General features: G+C 70.3%; 16 protein-coding genes. 11 read left to right on the top strand and 5 right to left on the bottom strand.

Annotation, left to right across the window (positions count from 1 at the left end):
• Window positions 1-18: 18 nt before the first annotated feature.
• A complete protein-coding gene (locus H570_RS0103190; RefSeq protein ID WP_027079480.1) occupies window positions 19-1,011 on the bottom strand; it encodes a PD40 domain-containing protein in 993 nt (330 codons plus the stop codon).
• Window positions 1,012-1,220: 209 nt separating this feature from the next.
• Here H570_RS0103190 and H570_RS18025 point away from each other — a divergent pair, with 209 nt between their 5' ends.
• From H570_RS18025 to H570_RS0103175, 3 genes are all read left to right on the top strand, one after another.
• Window positions 1,221-3,236 (top strand): winged helix-turn-helix domain-containing tetratricopeptide repeat protein, encoded by a 2,016-nt coding sequence (locus tag H570_RS18025; protein ID WP_051176062.1) that lies wholly within the window; start codon window positions 1,221-1,223, stop codon window positions 3,234-3,236.
• A 129-nt stretch (window positions 3,237-3,365) separates the two neighbouring features.
• Window positions 3,366-4,490, top strand: coding sequence for an efflux RND transporter periplasmic adaptor subunit (locus tag H570_RS16185; protein WP_036134998.1), 1,125 nt, complete (start codon window positions 3,366-3,368; stop codon window positions 4,488-4,490).
• Window positions 4,487-7,561: an efflux RND transporter permease subunit gene (locus H570_RS0103175; protein WP_027079479.1), complete on the top strand. Its 3,075-nt coding sequence runs from the start codon at window positions 4,487-4,489 to the stop codon at window positions 7,559-7,561. The genes H570_RS16185 and H570_RS0103175 overlap by 4 nt, the downstream gene beginning before the upstream one ends.
• Before the next feature lie 115 nt (window positions 7,562-7,676).
• Here the strand turns inward: H570_RS0103175 and panE are convergent, their stop codons facing one another.
• From panE to H570_RS0103160, 3 genes are all read right to left on the bottom strand, one after another.
• Window positions 7,677-8,624 (bottom strand): 2-dehydropantoate 2-reductase, encoded by a 948-nt coding sequence (panE, locus tag H570_RS0103170; RefSeq protein ID WP_027079478.1) that lies wholly within the window; start codon window positions 8,622-8,624, stop codon window positions 7,677-7,679.
• A 121-nt stretch (window positions 8,625-8,745) separates the two neighbouring features.
• Window positions 8,746-9,549, bottom strand: coding sequence for an ABC transporter permease (locus H570_RS0103165; protein WP_027079477.1), 804 nt, complete (start codon window positions 9,547-9,549; stop codon window positions 8,746-8,748).
• Window positions 9,546-10,535 carry an ABC transporter ATP-binding protein gene (locus tag H570_RS0103160; protein ID WP_036134997.1) on the bottom strand — a complete coding sequence of 330 codons (990 nt, stop codon included), beginning with the start codon at window positions 10,533-10,535 and terminating at the stop codon, window positions 9,546-9,548. Before H570_RS0103160 ends, H570_RS0103165 begins: the two co-directional genes overlap by 4 nt.
• On the opposite strand from H570_RS0103160, the gene H570_RS0103155 reads away from it, so the two are divergent.
• From H570_RS0103155 to H570_RS0103120, 8 genes are all read left to right on the top strand, one after another.
• The gene (locus H570_RS0103155; protein WP_084499685.1) at window positions 10,534-11,388 is read left to right on the top strand and encodes a ferredoxin--NADP reductase; all 855 of its coding nucleotides are present in this window, start codon (window positions 10,534-10,536) and stop codon (window positions 11,386-11,388) included. The two genes, H570_RS0103160 and H570_RS0103155, sit on opposite strands and share 2 nt — an antisense overlap.
• Window positions 11,389-11,588: 200 nt before the next feature.
• The gene (locus H570_RS16180) at window positions 11,589-13,160 is read left to right on the top strand and encodes an alpha/beta fold hydrolase (RefSeq protein ID WP_084499683.1); all 1,572 of its coding nucleotides are present in this window, start codon (window positions 11,589-11,591) and stop codon (window positions 13,158-13,160) included.
• 109 nt (window positions 13,161-13,269) lie between these two features.
• On the top strand, window positions 13,270-14,025 hold the full coding sequence (locus H570_RS0103145) for an ABC transporter ATP-binding protein (protein WP_027079474.1): 756 nt from the start codon (window positions 13,270-13,272) through the stop codon (window positions 14,023-14,025).
• The gene (locus H570_RS0103140) at window positions 14,022-15,191 is read left to right on the top strand and encodes an ABC transporter permease (RefSeq protein ID WP_027079473.1); all 1,170 of its coding nucleotides are present in this window, start codon (window positions 14,022-14,024) and stop codon (window positions 15,189-15,191) included. Before H570_RS0103145 ends, H570_RS0103140 begins: the two co-directional genes overlap by 4 nt.
• Window positions 15,192-15,242: 51 nt before the next feature.
• Window positions 15,243-16,028: a rhomboid family intramembrane serine protease gene (locus tag H570_RS0103135; RefSeq protein ID WP_051176060.1), complete on the top strand. Its 786-nt coding sequence runs from the start codon at window positions 15,243-15,245 to the stop codon at window positions 16,026-16,028.
• Window positions 16,029-16,196: 168 nt separating this feature from the next.
• Window positions 16,197-16,742: an outer membrane beta-barrel protein gene (locus H570_RS0103130; protein ID WP_169447726.1), complete on the top strand. Its 546-nt coding sequence runs from the start codon at window positions 16,197-16,199 to the stop codon at window positions 16,740-16,742.
• Between the two features lie 164 nt (window positions 16,743-16,906).
• Window positions 16,907-17,956, top strand: coding sequence for a serine hydrolase domain-containing protein (locus tag H570_RS16175; protein WP_245559536.1), 1,050 nt, complete (start codon window positions 16,907-16,909; stop codon window positions 17,954-17,956).
• 146 nt (window positions 17,957-18,102) lie between these two features.
• On the top strand, window positions 18,103-18,717 hold the full coding sequence (locus H570_RS0103120; RefSeq protein WP_027079470.1) for a hypothetical protein: 615 nt from the start codon (window positions 18,103-18,105) through the stop codon (window positions 18,715-18,717).
• Here H570_RS0103120 and H570_RS16170 read toward each other — a convergent pair.
• A complete protein-coding gene (locus H570_RS16170; RefSeq protein WP_084499780.1) occupies window positions 18,695-19,360 on the bottom strand; it encodes a DUF2238 domain-containing protein in 666 nt (221 codons plus the stop codon). The genes H570_RS0103120 and H570_RS16170 overlap by 23 nt on opposite strands.
• Window positions 19,361-19,383: the final 23 nt, after the last annotated feature.

Below are 19,383 nucleotides of genomic sequence, written 5' to 3'. Positions count from 1 at the left end.
CCGGGATTTCCCTGGCGATCAGGGATGCCGGCGCCGGGTGCTGACGTACACGTCGCCGGGATCGGCGGCGGTGAGCTTGCGGCCGAAGTACAGCCGGGTGCCGTCGCCCGACAGCGAAGCGCGGGTCTCGGATCCGGGCGTGTTGATGTCCGGATCGGCGATCCGCACCGGCGCCGACCACGGCGCGCGCACGCTGCGGCGGGTGGCCACGTAGATGTCCTGGTCGAACGGCGTGGCGCCGGCGCGGTTGGAGCTGAAGACGATCTCCAGCCCGTCCCTGCGCACGTTGGGCATGCGGTCGTCGGCCGCGGTGCTCAGTTCGGCCACGCGCTTGCCCGGCAGCACCGTGCCGTCGCGCAGCACCCGGCTGGCATAGATGTCCTGGCCCTGGCTGTCGTCATAGCCGTTGCTGGAGAAATACAGGAACGTGCCGGCGGCGGTGTGGACCAGCGACGGGCTGAACTCGGCGCCGGCGGTGTTGGGGCCGTTCGGGGCGCAGCCCAGGTGCAGCGGCGCGATCCAGTGCCCGGGGCGGAATTCCCAACTCAGGTAGATGTCGCCGGGCGCGGGGCCGCCGGGCGGCGCCGGCGGCGGGGCGTCGCCGGGAACGCAGTCGTCGGCGTGCGCGCGCGAGCTGACGAACATCAGCCAGCGGCCCACCAGCGGCGTGGGGCAGTAGTCGAACTCGGTCGAGTTCACCGGCGTGCCCAGGTTCTGCGGCGTGCCCCAGTCGCCGAAGCGCCCCTTGCCGCGGCGCGAGCGATAGATGTCGAGCTTGCCCTGCGCGCCCGGCGCGCTGCGGTTGGAGGCGATGTACAGCTCGCGCCCGTCGGGCGATTCAATCGGGCAGCCCTCGGCGGCCGCGGCGGTGTCGACCGCCGGCGGCAGCATCTGCGGGTCCCCCCACGGGCCGAAGCCGTGCGCGCGGTGGCCGGCAACGGCCGCGGGCGCGGCGCAGGCGAGGGTGGTTACCGCGGCGGCAAGAACGGTGTGCATGTGGATGCGATTCATGACGATCTCCCTGGTCGACCGGAGGCTCCGATCGGAAACACCGGCGGATGCCGGCATCGCCAGCGTCCGCCGCGCGCCGGCGCCAGTCTTGAGGCCGCGGCTTGGCCGCCGCTCGGCTTTGCTTGGAAAGCTTGGGAAATGCTTGGGGCCGGTCGCCACGGCTTTGCGCGTATCCTCGGCTGCGCCCCGGTTCTTCCGTGCAAGCCTCCATGCAGCAGCCCGCGCCGGCCAGACTTGCCTTCGACGACGTGCTGATCGATTTCGCCGGGCGGCGGCTGGTCCGCGGCGGCGCCGCGCAGCCGCTGGAACCCAAGGCCTTCGACGTACTGGCGCTGCTGGCCGGCAGCCCGGGCCACGTGTTCACCCGCGACGAGATCCTCGACGCCGTCTGGGGCCACCGCCACGTCACGCCCGGCGTGCTGAACCGGGTGATGACCCTGCTGCGCCAGGCGCTGGGCGAGGACGCGCACCATCCGCGCCTGCTGCACACCCTGCACGGTGTGGGCTACCGCTTCGACCTGCCCGCCGACGCGGCCGCACCGGTGCCGGCGGCGCTCCCGGCCGACCCGGCTGCAGAAGATCCCGCTGCGGCTTCCACTGCCGCACCTCCATTGACTGCGACCGCACGGCAGCCGCCGCAGCGTCGAGCCAGCGACCAACCATCGCATCGTCGTGCATGGCGCTGGTGGCTGCCGCCGCTGCTGGCCGCGCTCGCCTTCACGGGCTGGCTGTGGTGGCAGCCCGCCGAGCGCGCGCCGGCGAGCGCTGCGCCGACAGGTGCTGCGCCGGCAGCGCCGGGCGTGGCTGCCGCCGGGCGCAGCATCGCGGTGCTGCCGCTGGCCAACGCCAGCAACGACGCGGAGCAGCAGTTCTTCTCCGATGGCCTGTCGGAAAGCCTGATTGACGCCCTGTCCCGGTTCGAGGGACTGAAGGTGATCGGGCGCACCTCGTCCTTCCAGTTCCGCGGCGGCAACGCCGACAGCGCGAGCATCGGCCGCAGGCTCGGCGTGTCCTACCTGCTCGGCGGCAGCGTGCAGCGCGCGGGGGACATGGTGCGCATCAACGCCGCGCTGACCCGGGCCGCCGACGGCAGCACGCTGTGGGCCGAGCACTACGATCGCCCGTACCGGGACCTGTTCGCGCTGCAGGACGAGATCACGTCCGCGGTCGCCGCCGCGCTGCAGGTGAAGCTTCTGCCGCCCGAGGAGACCACGGGGCACGGCGACCGGCCGCCCAGCGGCAACATCGACGCCTACGACGCTTACCTGCAGGGCCTGAAGCACTGGCACGACGAGGATTTCCCGAGGGCGGCCGAGTACATGGCCGAAGCCGTGCAGCTCGACCCCGCTTACGCGATGGCATGGGCCCACCTGTCGGGGGCACGGAGTACCGCCGCCGTGTTCTGGAAGGAACCTCCCGTCGTTGCCCGCGAACACATGCTCGAAGCGCGCCTCGCGGCGGACAGGGCGCTGCAACTGGCGCCCGGACTGGGCCCGGCCCACGCCGCGCGCGCCTACGTGGCGTTCTACGGGTTCGATCACCGGGGCGCGCTGGCCGAGTGCCGTCGCGCGGTGCAGCTGGCGCCGGACGATGGCACGGTCCTCAACGGCTGCGGCTACACCCTGGCCGGGATCGGCAAGCTGCACGAGGCGATCGCGCTGCGCGAGCGCCTGCTTGCGATCGAGCCGCTCTACACCGTCAACCATTCCGAGTACGCAAAACTGCTGATGGCCACCGGCCGCCTGGACGACGCGCAGAAGTACCTGCGCATCGCCGAAGGCCTGTCGCAGCCGAAATCGTCTCCCTCGATCCAGTTCATGTACTTCGCCATCGCGCGCGGCGACTCGCGGGCCGCGCTGGAAGTCGCCCGGGACCGGCCGTCGCCGTGGCGGGAAATGAACCTGGCGATCGCGCTGCAGGCTTCCCCGGATCGCGCGGCCGCGGATGCCGCGCTGGCAAAGGTGCTGGCCGACCGGACCTGGGAGAAGACCGACCCCTACCTGGTGGCGCGGGCCTACGCACTGCGCGGCGACTACGGCCGCACCGTGAACTGGCTGGAGCGCGCGCCGGCCGGCGACATCCTGTTCATGCTGGGCGACCCGATCATCCTGCGCGCCCGTGACGACCCGCGCCTGGTCGCCTTCTGCAAGAAGGCAGGCCTGCCGCCACCGGCCACGAGCGAGGCGCTGGGCCTGGACCAGATCCGCGCCGCGGCGAAGCACTGACCGCGCCCCGGAAACAACGCTCCTGTCCGCGGCGACGTGAAAGAACGGCTGTCGCGAATTAATGTACCTGTCAGTACAATTGCGCCCGCGCTGCCACCCGGTGGTGCCCCTTTCCTCCGGGAACATTGCATGCACGCCCCCAGAGTCGCCGTCGCCGCCTGCCTGGTCCTCCTGCTGTCGGCCTGTGGCGACCAGCCCGGCGCCGCCGGCCAGGACGCCCCCGCCTCCACCCTCGCCGTCACCCTGGCCCGTGCGCAAATGCGGCCGATCCAGCGCGCGGTCGTGGTCTCGGGGCCGGTCGCGGCGTTCGAGGAGATGCAGCTGGGCGTGGAGATCAGCGGCGCGCGCGTGACCACGCTCAACGTCGACGTCGGCCAGCAGGTCCGCAAGGGCGACGTGCTGCTCGAACTCGACCACCGCAGCCTCGACAGCGAACTGCAGCAGGCCAACGCCGCACTGTCCGAGGCCGAAGCCGGCGTCGCGCTGGCGCGCGCCAATCTGGCCCGCGCCGAACTGCTGGTGAAGGACAGGTTCATCAGCGCCTCGCAGCTCGACGAACTGCGCGCCGCGCGCACCCAGGCCGAAGCGCGGCGCAACACCGCGCGCGCATCGCGCGACGCGGCGCAGCTGCGGCGCGACTTCGCCGAGCTGCGCGCACCGGCCGACGGCGTGATCTCGAAGCGGCTGGTGCAGCCCGGACAGGTGGTCGCCGCCGGCACCGAGCTGCTGCGGCTGATCCGCGACGGACGCCTGGAATGGCGCGCGGAACTGCCCGAGGACGATCTCGCCCGGGTCGAACCCGGCGCCACCGTGCAGCTGCCGTCGCGTGACGGCACCGTCACCGGCCGCATCCGAGCGGTCAGTCCCGGCGTCGACAGCCAGACCCGCACCGGCACGATCTACGCCGACCTGCCCGAGCCCGGTCCGCTGCAGCCGGGCGCATACGTCGAAGGCCGCATCGTCACCGGCGCCGGCAGCGCGCTGACCGTGCCCGCGGCCTCGGTGGTGCAGCGCGACGGCCACGCCTACGTGTTCACCCTCGACGACAGGCACGTCGCACACCGCGTGCGCGTGGCCATCGGCGCCAAGGTCGACGGCCGGGTCGAGATCGTCGACGGCCTGGAGGCCGGCGATGCGGTGGTCGAACACGGCGCCGGCTTCCTCGGCGACGGCGACACCGCGCGCGTCGTTGCCGCCGCCGGCGCGCCGGCAGCGGCAACGAAGGCCGACACCGGCGCGGCGACCACGCCATGAACTTCTCCGCCTGGGCCATCCAGCGCCCGCTGCCGGCGCTGATGCTGTTCTTCGTGCTGTGCGTGGCCGGGCTGTGGGGCTTCCACGAGCTGCCGGTGGCGCGCTTCCCCGACATCGCCTTCCCGATGACCACGGTGACCATCACCCAGCCCGGCGCTTCGCCGAGCCAGCTGGAGGCCGAGGTTACGCGCCGGGTCGAGGACTCGGTGGCGACGATCCCCAACATCAAGCGGGTGATGTCGAGCGTCAGCGAAGGCGTGAGCGTCACCAGCATCGAGTTCCATCTGGAAACGGATCTCGCCACCGCGCTCGACGACACCCGCGACGCGGTCACCCGCATCCGCACCGACCTGCCGCAGGACATCCAGGAGCCGGTGATCTCGAAGGTCGACATCGGCGGCTCGCTGATGACCTACGCGGTGGTCGCGCCGAAGCTGCGGCCGGACGAGCTGAGCTGGTTCGTCGACCGCGAGGTGGCGCGCGCGATGTACGGCGTGCCCGGCGTGGCCCAGGTCAAGCGGGTGGGCGGCGTCGACCGCCAGGTGCGCGTGGACCTCGATCCCGACGCGCTGCAGGCGCTCGGCGTCACCGCCGGCGACGTCTCGCAGCAGCTGGCGCGGATCCAGGTCGAGCGCGCCGGCGGCAAGGCCGAGCTCGACGGCGAGCAGCAGGTGATCCGCACCGTCGGCACCATCGACAGCGCCGCGGCGCTGCGCGACTTCTCGATCAGCCTGCCCGACGGCCGCGCGGTGCGGCTGTCGGCGGTCGCGCGGATCACCGATGCGGCGGCCGATCCCACCGAGGCCGCGCTGCTCGACGGCAAGCCGGTGGTGGCGTTCTCGATGTCGCGCACCCGCGGGTCGAGCGAGGTGGAAGTCGCCGCAGGCGTGGAAAAGGCGCTGGAGCAGCTCAAGGCCGACCACGCCGGCGTCGATTTCCAACTCGTCACCACGGTGATCGACGAGACCGTGCGTTCCTACGAGTCGTCGATGACGATGCTGTGGGAAGGCGCGCTGCTGGCGCTGCTGGTGGTCTGGTTCTTCCTGCGCGACTGGCGCGCGACCTGGGTGTCGGCGGTGGCGCTGCCGCTGTCGATCATCCCGACCTTCGCGGTGATGCACTGGTTCGGTTTCAGCCTGAACCTGATCACGCTGCTGGCGCTGAGCGTGGTGGTCGGCATCCTGGTGGACGACGCGATCGTCGAGATCGAGAACATCGTGCGCCACCTGCGCATGGGCAAGAAGCCGATCGACGCCGCGCGCGACGCCGCCGCCGAGATCGGCACCGCGGTGATCGCGACCTCGCTGACGCTGGCGGCGGTGTTCGTGCCGGTGGCGTTCATGCCCGGCATCGCCGGCAAGTTCTTCCGCGAGTTCGGCTGGACCGCGGCGACGGCGGTGATGTTCTCGCTGCTGGTCGCGCGCCTGCTCACGCCGATGATGGCCGCCTACCTGCTCAAGCCGCACGGCGAGGAGAAGCGAGAGTCGAAGCTGATGACCTGGTACCTGGGCTGGGTGGACGCGGCGCTGCGGCACCGCGCGCGCACGCTGTGGATCGCCACCGGCCTGTTCGTCGCCTCGCTGGCGATCGTGCCGTTCATCCCCACCACCTTCATCCCGACCTCCGACCTGGGCCGCAGCAACCTGAGCCTGGAGCTGCCGCCGGGCACCACCCTGCGTGACACCACCGCGGTGGCCGAGCAGGCGCGCGCGCTGCTGGCCGATATTCCCGAGCTCGAACAGGTCTACACCGCGGTCGGCAGCGTGCTCGACCTGGGCGATCCGTCGAAATCCGGCATCGGCGAACCGCGCAAGGCCACCCTGATCCTCGACTGGGGCAAGGCCGACGACCGCGACCGCGACCAGAAAACCCTCGAACGCCTCGCCCGCGGCAGGCTCGCCGACCTGCCGGGCGTGCGCGTGAGCTACATCAGCTCCGAGCCCGGCGAAATGATGCAGCTGGTGCTGGCCGGCGACGACCCGCAGCGCCTGCAGTCCGCGGCCACCGCGCTGGAGCGCGACCTGCGCGGCATCGACGGGCTGGGCAGCGTGACCTCGTCGGCATCGCTGCTGCGCCCGGAAATCGTGATCACGCCCGACCCGGCGCGCGCCGCCGACCTGGGCGTGGCCACCGCCGACATCGCCGAAGCCGCGCGCATCGCCACTGCCGGCGACTACGAGCAACGCCTGGCCAAGCTCAACCTGCCCGAACGGCAGGTGCCGATCCGGGTCGGTTTCGCCGAATCCACGCTCGCCAACCCGGCGCTGATCGGCCAGCTGCGCGTGCGCGGCAAGGACGGCCCGGTGCCGCTGGCCGCGGTGGCCGACATCCGCGCCGCCAGCGGGCCATCGCAGATCTCGCGCTACCAGCGCCAGCGCAACGTGACCCTCACCGCCGAACTCAACGGCCGCCCGCTGGGCGAGGTGATGAACGAAGTGCAGGCGCTGCCGAGCGTGCAGCACCTCCCGGACGGGGTGAGCTTCCTCAATACCGGCGACTCGGAAGTGTTCATCGAACTGTTCGTCGGCTTCGCGATCGCGATGGTCGCCGGGCTGGCGTGCATCTACATGGTCCTGCTGCTGCTGTTCAACCACGCGCTGATGCCGCTGACCATCCTCACCGCGGTGCCGCTGTGCGCGGGCGGTGCGTTCGGCGCGCTGCTGCTGACCCAGAACATGCTGTCGCTGCCGGCGCTGATCGGGCTGCTGATGCTGATCGGCATCGCCAGCAAGAACTCGATCCTGCTGGTGGACTACGCGGTGATGGCCGAGGACGAGCACGGGCTTTCACAGCACGACGCGCTGATCGACGCCTGCCGCAAGCGCGCGCAGCCGGTGATCATGACCACGCTGGCGATGGGCGCGGGCATGATGCCGATCGCGCTGGGCTTCTCCGGCGACTCGAGCTTCCGCGCGCCGATGGCGATCGCGGTGATCGGCGGCCTGATCACCTCGACGCTGCTGAGCCTGATCGTGATCCCGGCGGCGTTCACCGTGATCGACGACGTGGGCGAATGGGCGGCGAAGAAGTTCCATCGCCGCGGCGCGCACCCGGCAACGGCAGAAAGCTGAGCCCCGCGACCCGAACGCGTAGGAGCGGCCCATGGCCGCGAACTCTTCGGCGTGCTGACTGGCGCCGCCCACGCGTGGTCGATCATCGACCCGGGCTCGCGGCCGTGGGCCGCTCCTACAGGGCTGGGTCCTCGCGCCGCGAGCTGTACGCCTGCAGGTGCACCCACGCCGTGGCCAGCAGCGGCGCATCGATGCCGGCGTCGCGGGCGCGGCGCAGCATGTCGCCGACGATGTGTTCGCCCTCGATCGCCTGCCCGGCCTGCAGGTCGCGCAGCATCGAGGCGGTGAGCGGCGAACCGGGCTGGGTCAGCGTCGCGCGCGCTTGCTCCGCCGCGGCGTCCGGCACCGGTTCGCCTGCGGCCGCGGCGATGGCCAGGCATTCGCGGTGCAGCGCCTCCATGAACGCCGCGCCGCCGTCGCCGGCGACGATGCGGCCGATGCTGGCGCGCATCAGACAGGTGCCGGCGGCGAGCGCGGCGAGGAAGCTGTACTTGCTCCACAGCTCGCGCGCGATGCGCGGGCTGCACAGGTGGTCGATGCCGGCGCGCGCGCACAGCGCCGCGAACGCCTGCGTGCGCGCGCTGTCGCTGTCGCCGCCGCGCTCGCCGAAGGTGATCGACGCCGGATGGCCCAGGTGCAGGATCTCGCCGCCCGCGCCCTTCGCCGCGCTGATGAAGCACAGCCCGCCGAGCACGCGCTCCGCGCCGAAACGTGCGTCGAGCGCGGCGTAGTGGCGCAGGCCGTTGAGGATCGGAAGGATCGTCGCATCCGGCCCGATCGCGGGCGCGATCGCGTCCATCGCGCTGTCGAGGTCGTAGGCCTTGCAGCTGAGCAGCACCAGGTCGAACGGCGCCTTCGCGACCAGCGCGGGCAATGCCTCCGCCGTCGTGTGCGCGACGTCGAGGGCGGCGTCGCCCAGCGGACTGCGGATATGCAATCCGTCGCGCTGCAGCTGCGCCGCGCGCGCCTGCCGGACCAGGAAGGTCACGTCGGCGCCCGATTGGGCCAGGCGCCCGCCGAAGTAGCCGCCGGTTCCGCCGGCGCCGAGGACAAGGATTCTCATCGTCTTGCAGCCTCCAGCAATTGGGAGCGATCCATGGCTCGACCGCGCCGCAGGTCGGGGCTACGCCCCCGACGCGTGCGGACCAAAGCCGTCGGGGGCGTAGCCCCGACCTGCCGCAGGCTCAGCTGCGCAGGCCCACGCCGCGCCGCAGCAGCCACAGCGCCAGCGCGGCCAGCGCGACGACGAAGCCCAGCATCAGCACGTACGCCACCCACAGCGGCACGTCGCTGACCCCGAGCAGGCCGTAGCGGAACGCGTTGACCATGTAGAAGATCGGGTTGGCGTGGGTCAGCGTCTCGGCCCAGCCGGGCAGCAGCTTGATCGAATAGAACACGCCGCCCAGGTAGGTGAGCGGAGTGAGGATGAAGATCGGCACGATCGCCACGTCGTCGAACTTCTTCGCGTACACCGCGTTGACGAAGCCGGCCAGCGAGAAGATCGTCGCGCCCAGCAGCACCGTGCTCAGGGTCACCAGCGGGTGGGGGATGCGCACGGTGGTGAACAGCATCGCGATGCACAGCACGATGACGCCGACCATCAGCCCGCGCAGCACCGCGCCGGCGACGTAGCCGCCGAGGATCACCCAGCTCGGCATCGGGCTGACCAGCAGCTCCTCGACGTGGCGGCCGAACTTGGCCCCGAAGAAGCTCGACGAAATGTTGCCGTAGCTGTTCTGGATCACGCTCATCATCACCAGCCCGGGGACGATGAAGTCCATGTACCGGATCCCGTCCATCTCGCCAACGCGCGAGCCGATCAGGCCGCCGAAGATCAGGAAGTACAGGGTCATGGTGATCGCCGGCGGCACCAGGGTCTGGCCCCAGATCCGCAGGATCCGCACCACCTCGCGGCGGGCGACGGTGTATAGCGCGGTCCAGTTGCGGCGGGCGTCGGTGACGGCGATGGGCGTGGCCGTCGTGCTCATGCGGCCTTCCCCGGTTGCTGTGCGACGGCGTTCGGCCCGGTCATGCGCACGAACAGTTCTTCAAGGCGATTGGACTTGGTCCGCATCGAACGCACCCGGATGCCCGCCTCGCCCAGCACCGCGAACACGCGGTTGAGGTCCATCGCCCGCGGCATGTCGAGGTCGAGCGTCTGTGCGTCCAGCGCGACCAGGGTCGCGCCCTCGATCGCCGGCAGCGTCTCCGGCAGCGCGCCGTCGACGTCGAACAGGAAGCCTTCGACGTCGAGCTTCGCGAGCAGCGAGCGCATCGGCCCCTGCTCGACGATCACGCCGCGGTCGATGATCGCCAGGTGCCGGCACAGGTTCTCGGCTTCCTCGAGGTAATGCGTGGTGAGGATGATGGTGGTGCCGGCGGCGTTGATCTCGCGCAGCGTCTTCCACATGTCGCGGCGGATCTCGATGTCCACGCCCGCGGTGGGTTCGTCGAGGATCAGCAGCCGCGGCCGGGTCATCATCGCCCGGGCGATCATCAACCGCCGCTTCATGCCGCCCGACAGCGTGCGCGCGATCATCTGCGCCTTGTCCCACAGCTGCGCGCGCCGGAGCTCCTCTTCCGCGCGCACCAGCGCCTGCGCGCGCGGGATGCCGTAGAAACCCGCGTAGTTGACCAGGATGTCGCGCGGCTTCTCGAACATGTTGAAGTTCAGCTCCTGCGGCACCAGCCCGATCAGGCGCATCGCCTGGTCGCGGTGCGCGTGCAGGTCCACGCCGAACACGCTCACTTCGCCGGACGTCTTGTTCACCAGCGAGGAAACAATGCCGATGAGGGTCGACTTACCGGCGCCGTTGGGGCCGAGCAGCGCGTAGAAATCACCGGGATGCACGTCGAGCGAGATCCCCTTGAGGGCCTCGACGCCGTTGTCGTAGGTCTTGCGCAGGTCGCGTACCGACAGCGCCGGAGGCGACGCCGCCGATGCGCCCGCGAGGGGCTGCGTGGATGCGGTCATGGGGCTTCCTGGAGCCGCGGTGTCGCGGCAAGCCGGTATTATAGGCGGCCAGCGGAGCCCGCTCCGGCAACACAACGTCCGATCCTTGTCCGCCATCAAGCGCTTCCCATTAAGGCTCACCGGACGGCGCATGCTGGCGCCGACGGTCGCGCACCTGTCGTTCGTGCGCGACGACGGCCAGCCCCTGGATTTCATTCCCGGGCAGTTCGTGCAGGTGCATTTCGAGTACGCCGACGGCACCGCGACCAAGCGCAGCTATTCGCTGGCGACCATCCACAACCACACCCAGGCCCCGGGCGACGCGGTGGAAATCGCGGTGAGCTACGTGCCCGGCGGCGCCGCGACGGCGCTGTTCGAGGGCCTGGACGAGGGCGGCCACATCGAGGCCAGCGGCCCCTATGGCCGCTTCTGCCTCGCGCCCGCCGACGCCAACGCGCGCTACCTGCTGATCGGCACCGGCACCGGCATCACCCCGTACCGCGCGATGCTGCCGCTGCTGGCGCGGGCGATGGCCGAGCGCGGCGTGGAGGTGGTGCTGCTGGCCGGCGCGCGCAATCCGGGCGAGCTGCTGTACGGCGACGAATTCCGCGCCTTCGCCGAGGCGCACCCCGGTTTCCGCTACCTGCCGTGCCTGTCGCGCGAACTGCCCGAAGCCGGTTCGATGCATGCGCATGCCGACGTGCGCCACGGCTACGTGCAGCAGTTCCTCACCGAGTTTGCGCCCGATCCGGGCCGTGACATCGCCTACCTGTGCGGCAACCCGAACATGGTCGATGCCTGCTTCGAGGCGCTGAAGGAACACGGCCTGCCGGTGCCGCAGATCCGCCGCGAGAAGTACGTCTCGTCCAAATAGGCCGGCCCTTGCAGGAGCGATTGCCCCTGTAGGAGCGGCCCATGGCCGCGAGCCCTTCCCGTGGCCGTCGAAAAGCTCGCGGCCATGGGCCGCTCCTACGAAGAGCCGCGAGAGCCGCGGCCCAACTCCTGTCACATCCGGCGCGGGGCCGCGTCGTGTCATCCTGACCCTTCGCTTCCATCCCGCCGCCGCAGGCCGCCATGTCCCGCAAAGCCCGCTTCATCCTCGTCGCGCTGCTGCTGCTCGCGTTCTTCGGCTATCGCCAGTACCGCGACCACGCCCGCGACGCATCCGCCGACGGCGCATCGACCAGCGCCGCCGCCGCACCGGCCAGGGCGACAGCCGCGCCGCCGTCCAGGCCGCGCATGCTCGGCAGTCTTGCGTTCACTCCCTGCACCCTGCCCTCGCAGCTCGGCGCGCCCGGGGTGGAGGCACAGTGCGGTTCGCTGCCGGTGGCGGAAAACCCCGCGCTGCCGCAGGGACGCAAGGTGGTGCTCAACATCGCCTGGATCCCGGCCGATGAAGATGGCGACAAGGCGCCCGACCCGGTGTTCCTGCTTGCCGGCGGCCCCGGCCAGTCGGCCACCGCCAGCTATCCCGCGGTGGCGCCGGCGTTCAAGGACGTGCTCAAGCAGCGCGGCGTGGTCCTGGTGGACCAGCGCGGCACCGGCAAGTCCAACCCGCTGCAGTGCGCGGATGTCGCCGAAGGCGATCCGTCGCTCGACGAGGCGGCCATGCAGCAGGCGATGCTGGCGGCAGTCGAACGCTGCCGCGACGCGCTGGAAAAGCGCGCGGACCTGCGCTTCTACACCACCACCGACGCGATCCGCGACCTCGACGCGGTGCGCCAGGCGATCGGCGCCGACACGATCAACCTGCTCGGCATCTCCTACGGCACCCGCGTCGCGCAGCAGTACGCGCGCGCGTATCCACGGCACGCGCGCACCCTGGTACTCGATTCGGTAGCGCCGAACGACATCTACCTGGGCAACGACTTTGCCCGCAACCTCGAATCGGCACTGGACCTGCAGTTTGCCCGCTGCGGCAAGATCCCGGCCTGCGCCAAGGCGCTGGGCAACCCGCGCGAACAGCTCGACGCGCTGATGGCGCGACTCAAGGCCGACCCGCCGCTGGTGACCTATCGCGACGCCTCCACCGGCGAGTCGAAACAGGAACGCCTGCTGCCCGCGCACATCGCCGGGCTGGCGCGGATGTACGCCTATTCGCCGATGGTGTCGTCGATCCTGCCGCTGCTGATCCACGAGGGCGTGCAGGGTCGCTTCGACGGGCTGATGGCGCTGTCGAAGATGCTCGACAGCCAGCTGTCGGACCAGATGGCCTACGGCATGCAGCTGTCGGTGATCTGCAGCGAGGACGCAGACGGGCTGAAGGACGATCCGGCGATGGCGTCGTCGCTGCTGGGCAACTCGCTGGTTGCGGGCCTGGTCGCGCAATGCGGCGCGTGGCCGAAGGGCAAGCGCCCGGACGACTTCCACGCACCGCTGGCCAGCGACGTGCCGGCGCTGCTGCTGTCGGGCGAACTCGACCCGGTCACCCCGCCCGACTACGCCGCGCGCGTGGTGAAGACCCTGCCCAACGGCCGCGCGCTGGTGCTGCGCGGGCAGGGCCACAACGTGATCGGCGCCGGCTGCATGCCCAAGCTGTTCGCGCAGTTCCTCGACACGGCCGATGCGAAGTCGCTCGACGCGAAGTGCCTCGACAAGCTGGCGTACACGCCGCCGTTCACCAGCTTCAACGGGTGGGGGCCATGAAGCCGGGATTGGGGATTCGGGTTTCGGGATGGGAAGACGCCCGGAACGAATCCGATGTCCCGATCGCCCCTGCGCTTTTCCGAATCCCCAATCCCGAATCCCGAATCCCATGATCACTGCCGAACACCTGCGCAAGACCTTCCCCGGCAAGGGCAAGGACAAGACCCCCGTGGTCGCGGTCGACGACGTCGGCTTCGAGGCGCGTGACGGGGAAATCACCGGCCTGCTCGGCCCCAACGGCGCCGGCAAGACCACCACCCTGCGCATGCTGTATTCGCTGATGGCGCCGGAAAGCGGGCGCATCATGGTCGACGGCCGCGACGTCGCCGCCGACCCGGTCGCCGCACGGCGCGCGCTGGGCGTGCTGCCCGACGCGCGCGGCGTGTACAAGCGCCTGACCGCGCGCGAGAACATCCAGTACTTCGGCGAGCTCCACGGCCTGCCGCGCGCCATCATCGACACGCGCATCGGCAAGCTGGCCGCGGCGCTGCAGATGGAGGATTTCCTCGATCGCCAGACCGAGGGCTTCAGCCAGGGCCAGCGCACCAAGACCGCGATCGCGCGCGCGCTGGTGCACGACCCGCGCAACGTGATCCTCGACGAACCCACCAACGGCCTGGACGTGATGACCACGCGCGGCCTGCGCGGCTTCCTCAAGGACCTGCGCGCCGAGGGCCGCTGCGTGATCTTCTCCAGCCACATCATGCAGGAGGTGGCGGCCTTGTGCGATCGCATCGTGGTGATTGCGCACGGCCGTGTCGCCGCGCAGGGCACGCCCGACGAGCTGCGCGCGCAGGCCGGGCACGACAACCTCGAGGACGCTTTCGTGACACTGATCGGTTCGGACGAGGGGCTGCACGCATGAAGGCGCTGTGGACGGTTTGCATGAAGGAGTTGCGTGAGCTGTCGCGCGACCGCCGTACGCTGATGCTGGCGCTGGTGATGGGGCCGCTGGTCGTGCCGGCGCTGCTGCTCGGGATGCTGACCCTGGCCCAGAGCCGCACCAAGAGCCAGATCGACAAACCGCTGCAGATCGCGATCGTCGGCGCCGACCGCGCGCCGGAACTGGTCAAGTGGCTCGCCGCCGAGGGCATCGAGCGCAAGCAGCTTGCCAGCGATCCGGACGCCGCGATCCGCAGCCAGGACGAGGATGCCTACGTGCGCATCGGCGACGATTTCGGCAAGGACTGGCAGGCCGGCAACCCGGCGCTGGTGGAGATCGTGCACGACAGCACGCGCCAGGATTCCGCGATCCCGGTGAAGCGGATCGAGAACGCGCTGCAGCGCTACGGCCAGCAGGTCGGCGCGCTGCGGCTGCTGGCGCGCGGGATCAATCCGGCGGTGGCCGCGCCGCTGTCGGTGGCGCACAAGGACCTGTCCACGCCCGAAGCGCGGCGCGGCATGGTGATGGCATTCCTGCCGTACCTGCTGATCCTCAGCGCCTTCGTCGGCGGCGCCTACCTGATCATCGACACCACTGCCGGCGAGCGCGAGCGGCAATCGCTCGAACCGCTGCTGGCCACGCCGGCCTCGCGCGGCGCGATCGTCAGCGGCAAGATCGTGGCCGCTTCGCTGGTGGGCCTGGCGACGCTGCTGCTGACCCTGCTTGCGCTGAAGGTCGGCGCGCAGTTCGTGCCCGGCATCGGCAAGATGATGGACGTGCGCATGCTGGCGATCGCCAAGATGCTGCTGATCCTGCTGCCGATGCTGTTCATCGGCACCGCGCTGCTGACCTTCATCGCCGCCGGCGCCAAGTCGGTGAAGGAAGCGCAGAGCTACATGTCGATGCTGATGCTGCTGCCGATCGTGCCCACGGTGATGCTGATGGTCAGCCCGATCCGCACCCAGCTGTGGCAGTACACGGTGCCCTTCCTGGCCCAGAACCAGATGCTAATGAAAGTGATCCGCAGCGAACCCGTCGAGGCGCTGGAATGGGCGGTGTACTTCGGTGCCGGCTTCGGCGTTGCGGCGCTGCTGTGGTTCGCCGCCACGCGGCGCTACCGGCAGGAGCGATTGGCGATCTCGACGTAAGGGCACGTCCGCTGCCCTTGCATCGCCGCGATTTGGCGCCATCCTCGTGCCATGCACCTGGACACGCCCGAACCGCCGCTCGACGCCGCCGCACAGCGTCGCCACGACCGCGCGCGCCTGCTGCGCGCGCTCAAGGCCAGCCTCGCCTTCGTGCTGCTGCTGGCGGTGGTGTTCTCGGCGCAGCAGTCGCTGGACTGGCGCCCGTTCGCGGTGATCCCGCAAACGGCGGCCGGCCTGCTCGGCGTGCTGACCGCGCCGCTCCTGCACGGCTCGCCGGAACACCTGGGCGCGAACGCGGTGTCGCTGCTGCTGCTCGGCACCCTGGCCGGCAGCGTCTATCCGCGCGCGACGATCCGCGCGTTGCCGCTGGTCTGGCTCGGCTCGGGCTTGGGCGCCTGGCTGCTGGGCGCCGCGGGTTCGCATCATCTCGGCGCCAGCGGGCTCGGCCACGGGCTGCTGTTCCTGGTGTTCGTGCTCGGCCTGCTGCGCCGCGACCGCGCCTCGATCGCCGCGGCGATGATCGCGCTGTTCCTCTACGGCGGCATGCTGCTCACGGTGCTGCCGCGCGAGATCGACGTGTCGTGGCAGTCGCACCTGGGCGGCGCGGTGGCCGGCGTGGTCGCTGCGTTCGCGTTCCGGCGCCAGGATCCGCAGGCACCGCGGCGCAGGTACAGCTGGGAGATCGAGGAGGAGCAGGCCGCGCTCGACGCGCAGGCCGCGGCGGCCGACCGCGACCAGTTCGAGGCCGAAGCGCCGCGCGACGTGCCGGTGCTGTGGCAGCGCCCGGTGCAGGAAGAGCGCGGCGTGGTGCTGCGGTTCCCTCCGCGGGATCAGTAGCGTGGTGCATTGGTAAGCGCCGCCCCGCGCAGGCACCGCGACTTGTCGCGCAGTCGGCAAGCCGGACCGGAACTCCCGCATGCGAATACTTCCAATTGCCGCCCGCGGCGGCGATCGGTAGCCTGCGGCCGCCCAATGACGGGCTACCCGAACAACAGGAACTGCAAGATGAGAAGAATGTCCGCGGCGGTCTTCGCCCTGGCCCTGGCCGGCCTGTCCACCACCGCCAGCGCCGCCAGTTTCATGGCGCTGCAGGCAGGCCGCACCGATGGCGACATCGACGTGTCGGACGTCGGCAGCATCGGCGACAAGGGCAACAACTGGTCGGTGCGCGGCGGCTACTACTTCCATCCAAACTGGGCCGTCGAAGGCTTCTATACCCATGTCTACAACGACCGCTGGGACGGCTTGTCGCTCAAGGCCACGGCGCTGGGCCTGGGCGTGGTCGGCAAGAAGAACTTCGGCGCCGACGGCAACGGCTTCTTCCTCAGCGGCCGCGCCGGCGTGGCGCAGGGCAAGCTGGAAGGCGAGATCGAGGGTTACGGCCGTGACAGCGCCGATTCGATCGATCCGTACTTCGGTGCTTCGGTCGGCTACGACTTCAGCCCGAACTTCGGCATGAGCCTGAACTTCGATCGCCTCACCGGCGGCCGCGACGGCGTGGACATCACCGCCAACGTGCTCACGCTCGGCATCGAGTTTCGCACCGAGTAAAAGCAACCCGCGCACCGGAAGCGGCCGCCACAGCGCGGCCGTTTCCGTTTTCAGCCGCAGCCCCGCCGGCCGCGCCGGCTGGCTACAATCGGCCGATGCGCCGGATCCGTTCCCTTTCGCTCCTGCTGGCCGTGCTCGCCGGCTGCACCACCGGAGGCGACACGATGCAGTCCCCGGTCGATGCGCTGATGCGCGACTACAGCGGCGACGCGCCCGGCGCGGCGGTGCTGGTGCTGCGTGATGGCGAGCCCCTGCTGCGGCGCGGCTACGGGCTGGCCGATCTCGAAGCCCGCACGCCGGTGACGCCAGCGACGAACTTCCGCCTGGCCTCGGTGAGCAAGCAGTTCACCGCCGCGGCCATCCTGCTGCTGGCGCAGGACGGCAAGCTCTCGCTGGACGACCCGGTCCGCAAGTGGCTGCCGTCGCTGCCGGCCAGCACCGATGCGATCACGCTGCGCCACCTGCTCACCCACGCCTCGGGCCTGGTCGACTACGAAGACCTGATGGCGCCCGACGCGACGGAGCAGGTGCACGACATCGACGTGCTGCACCTGCTCGAACGCGAGGAGCGCCTGTACTTCGCGCCCGGCACCGGCTATCGCTACAGCAACGGCGGCTACGCGCTGCTGGCGCTGGTCGTGGGCAAGGCGTCGGGGCGGGATTTCGCCACGTTCCTGCGCGAGCGCATCTTCGAGCCGCTGGACATGGCGCACACCGTGGCCTACGAGAACGGGATCTCGACGGTCGCCAACCGTGCGTACGGCCACAGCCTCGTCGACGGCAGGTGGGCGCGCACCGACCAGAGTTCGACCAGCGCGGTGCTCGGCGACGGCGGCATCTATTCCTCGATCGACGACCTGGCCAAGTGGGACGCGGCGCTGTACGACGACCGCCTGCTGTCGGACGCGATGCGCGCCGACGCCTTCACCCTGCACAACCCGATCCATGACGAGGTGGACGTCGACGGCTACGGCTACGGCTGGCGCATCCACGGCGAGGTGCTGTGGCATTCGGGCGAGACGATCGGCGGGCGCAACGTCATCGTGCGCTGGCCGAAGCGGCATTTCACCGTGGTGGTGCTGACCAACCGCAACGACCCCGAGCCGTACCGGCTGGCGCTGGAGATCGCCGACCTGTACCTGCCCGATCCGCCAGCCCCGCAGGTCGGGGCTGCGCCCCCGGCGGCTTCTCAGGGATCAACAACGGTTCCGTGAGCCCGCATGCAGCTTGCAACGCCTCTGCGCGCGTTATCCCGCGACATCGCGGAGAACCATCGGGGGCATAGCCCCGACCTACGCGCCGACGCCGCAGGTTGCCGCAATCCCCACAAGGGTGGCATCGTGCGCTCGGGGAGGGGGCGATGCACGACCAGGCCAGCGATTTCGCAGGGCAAGACAACGTTTACGCTCCACCGCTGGCTCGCGTCGGCGAGTTGGCGAGCCGATCGCACGGGGCCCTCGAGTTCTACGTCGTTGCGCCGCGAAAATTCCTGCTGCTGTACTTCTTCACGCTTGGCCTCTACCAGTATTTCTGGCTGTACCAGCACTGGGCGCGATACCGCTCCTGGCACCAGGAATCACTGTGGCCGGTCCCGCGGGCGATCTTCTCCATTTTCTTCATGCACAGCCTCAACGGGAAGATCGACGCTGCGCTGTCGCGATCGGGGTTCCTGCACCGCTGGTCGCCCGCTGCATGTGCGACCGGGTACGTGGTGTTCCAGATCATCTCCAGCATCTTCGACCGCCTGTCCGCACGTTCGATCGGCTCCCCGCTCAGCGACATCATCAGCCTTGCGCTGCTGATTCCGATCGGTGGACTTCTCTTCGCCACGCAGAAGGCAGCCAACGTTGCCTGTGGTGATTCCGCCGGAGGTGGCAATGCCCACCTGGGCCTGGCCAACTACGCGTGGATCATCCTGGGCGCCTTGCTGTGGGCACTGGCCCTGTTCGGGCTCACCCTGCCGGACGGTGCCTGACCGGCACGACGCACGTCCCGAGCTGGCGATCGTGCAGTCGCGACCACAGCAGCAGCGACGCGATCGCGCCGAGCAGGCACAGGAACATGTCCCACTGCGTGTCCCAGACATCGCCCTGGGTGGCGAGGAAGGCGTCGGCCTCGGCGCCGAAGGCGAGCGCGGCCCACCATTCGAACAGTTCGAACAATGCGCTGAAGCTGAGGCAGGCGGCGAGCACGAGGTAGACCAGCCAGCCGCCGCGACGCAACGGCGTGAGCCGCAGCAGCAGTTCGCGGGCGAGGATCGCCGGCACGAAGCCCTGCATCAGGTGGCCGACGCGATCCCAGGGATTGCGCTCGAATCCGAACAGGTCGCGCAGCCAGAATCCGAGCGGCGTCTGCGCGTAGGTGTAGGTGCCGCCGTGGATGAGCACCAGCGCGTGCGCCGCGAGCAGCCAGCACAGCAGGCGCGTGAGCGGGAAGCTCGACCAGCGCCATGCCAGCAGCGGCAGCGCCGCAATCACCCAGACCACCTCCAGCAGCCACGTCATCCGGTCGCGGGCGATCGCCAGCGACCAGGCCAGCGCAATCGCCACCACCGCAAGCAGGAAGAAGCGCTCGAAGCGCGTCGGCGGCACGGCGATGGCATGGGAGGGTGCGGTCATGGTGGATCCAGCTGGCGGCCCGC

The sequence above is a fragment of the Luteimonas mephitis DSM 12574 genome, from assembly GCF_000422305.1.
In the GTDB taxonomy this organism is placed as follows: Bacteria; Pseudomonadota; Gammaproteobacteria; order Xanthomonadales; family Xanthomonadaceae; genus Luteimonas; species Luteimonas mephitis.
Note: the sequence above shows the minus strand (reverse complement) of the source record. Positions and strands in the feature narration are given on the sequence as shown.

Coding starts and splice junctions, on each gene's coding strand:
- H570_RS0103190 (WP_027079480.1), bottom strand. CDS start 1,011: ATGAATCGCATCCACATGCACACCGTTCTTGCCGCCGCGGTAACCACC.
- H570_RS18025 (WP_051176062.1), top strand. CDS start 1,221: ATGCAGCAGCCCGCGCCGGCCAGACTTGCCTTCGACGACGTGCTGATC.
- H570_RS16185 (WP_036134998.1), top strand. CDS start 3,366: ATGCACGCCCCCAGAGTCGCCGTCGCCGCCTGCCTGGTCCTCCTGCTG.
- H570_RS0103175 (WP_027079479.1), top strand. CDS start 4,487: ATGAACTTCTCCGCCTGGGCCATCCAGCGCCCGCTGCCGGCGCTGATG.
- panE (WP_027079478.1), bottom strand. CDS start 8,624: ATGAGAATCCTTGTCCTCGGCGCCGGCGGAACCGGCGGCTACTTCGGC.
- H570_RS0103165 (WP_027079477.1), bottom strand. CDS start 9,549: ATGAGCACGACGGCCACGCCCATCGCCGTCACCGACGCCCGCCGCAAC.
- H570_RS0103155 (WP_084499685.1), top strand. CDS start 10,534: ATGGGGCTTCCTGGAGCCGCGGTGTCGCGGCAAGCCGGTATTATAGGC.
- H570_RS0103160 (WP_036134997.1), bottom strand. CDS start 10,535: ATGACCGCATCCACGCAGCCCCTCGCGGGCGCATCGGCGGCGTCGCCT.
- H570_RS16180 (WP_084499683.1), top strand. CDS start 11,589: ATGTCCCGCAAAGCCCGCTTCATCCTCGTCGCGCTGCTGCTGCTCGCG.
- H570_RS0103145 (WP_027079474.1), top strand. CDS start 13,270: ATGATCACTGCCGAACACCTGCGCAAGACCTTCCCCGGCAAGGGCAAG.
- H570_RS0103140 (WP_027079473.1), top strand. CDS start 14,022: ATGAAGGCGCTGTGGACGGTTTGCATGAAGGAGTTGCGTGAGCTGTCG.
- H570_RS0103135 (WP_051176060.1), top strand. CDS start 15,243: ATGCACCTGGACACGCCCGAACCGCCGCTCGACGCCGCCGCACAGCGT.
- H570_RS0103130 (WP_169447726.1), top strand. CDS start 16,197: ATGAGAAGAATGTCCGCGGCGGTCTTCGCCCTGGCCCTGGCCGGCCTG.
- H570_RS16175 (WP_245559536.1), top strand. CDS start 16,907: ATGCAGTCCCCGGTCGATGCGCTGATGCGCGACTACAGCGGCGACGCG.
- H570_RS0103120 (WP_027079470.1), top strand. CDS start 18,103: ATGCACGACCAGGCCAGCGATTTCGCAGGGCAAGACAACGTTTACGCT.
- H570_RS16170 (WP_084499780.1), bottom strand. CDS start 19,360: ATGACCGCACCCTCCCATGCCATCGCCGTGCCGCCGACGCGCTTCGAG.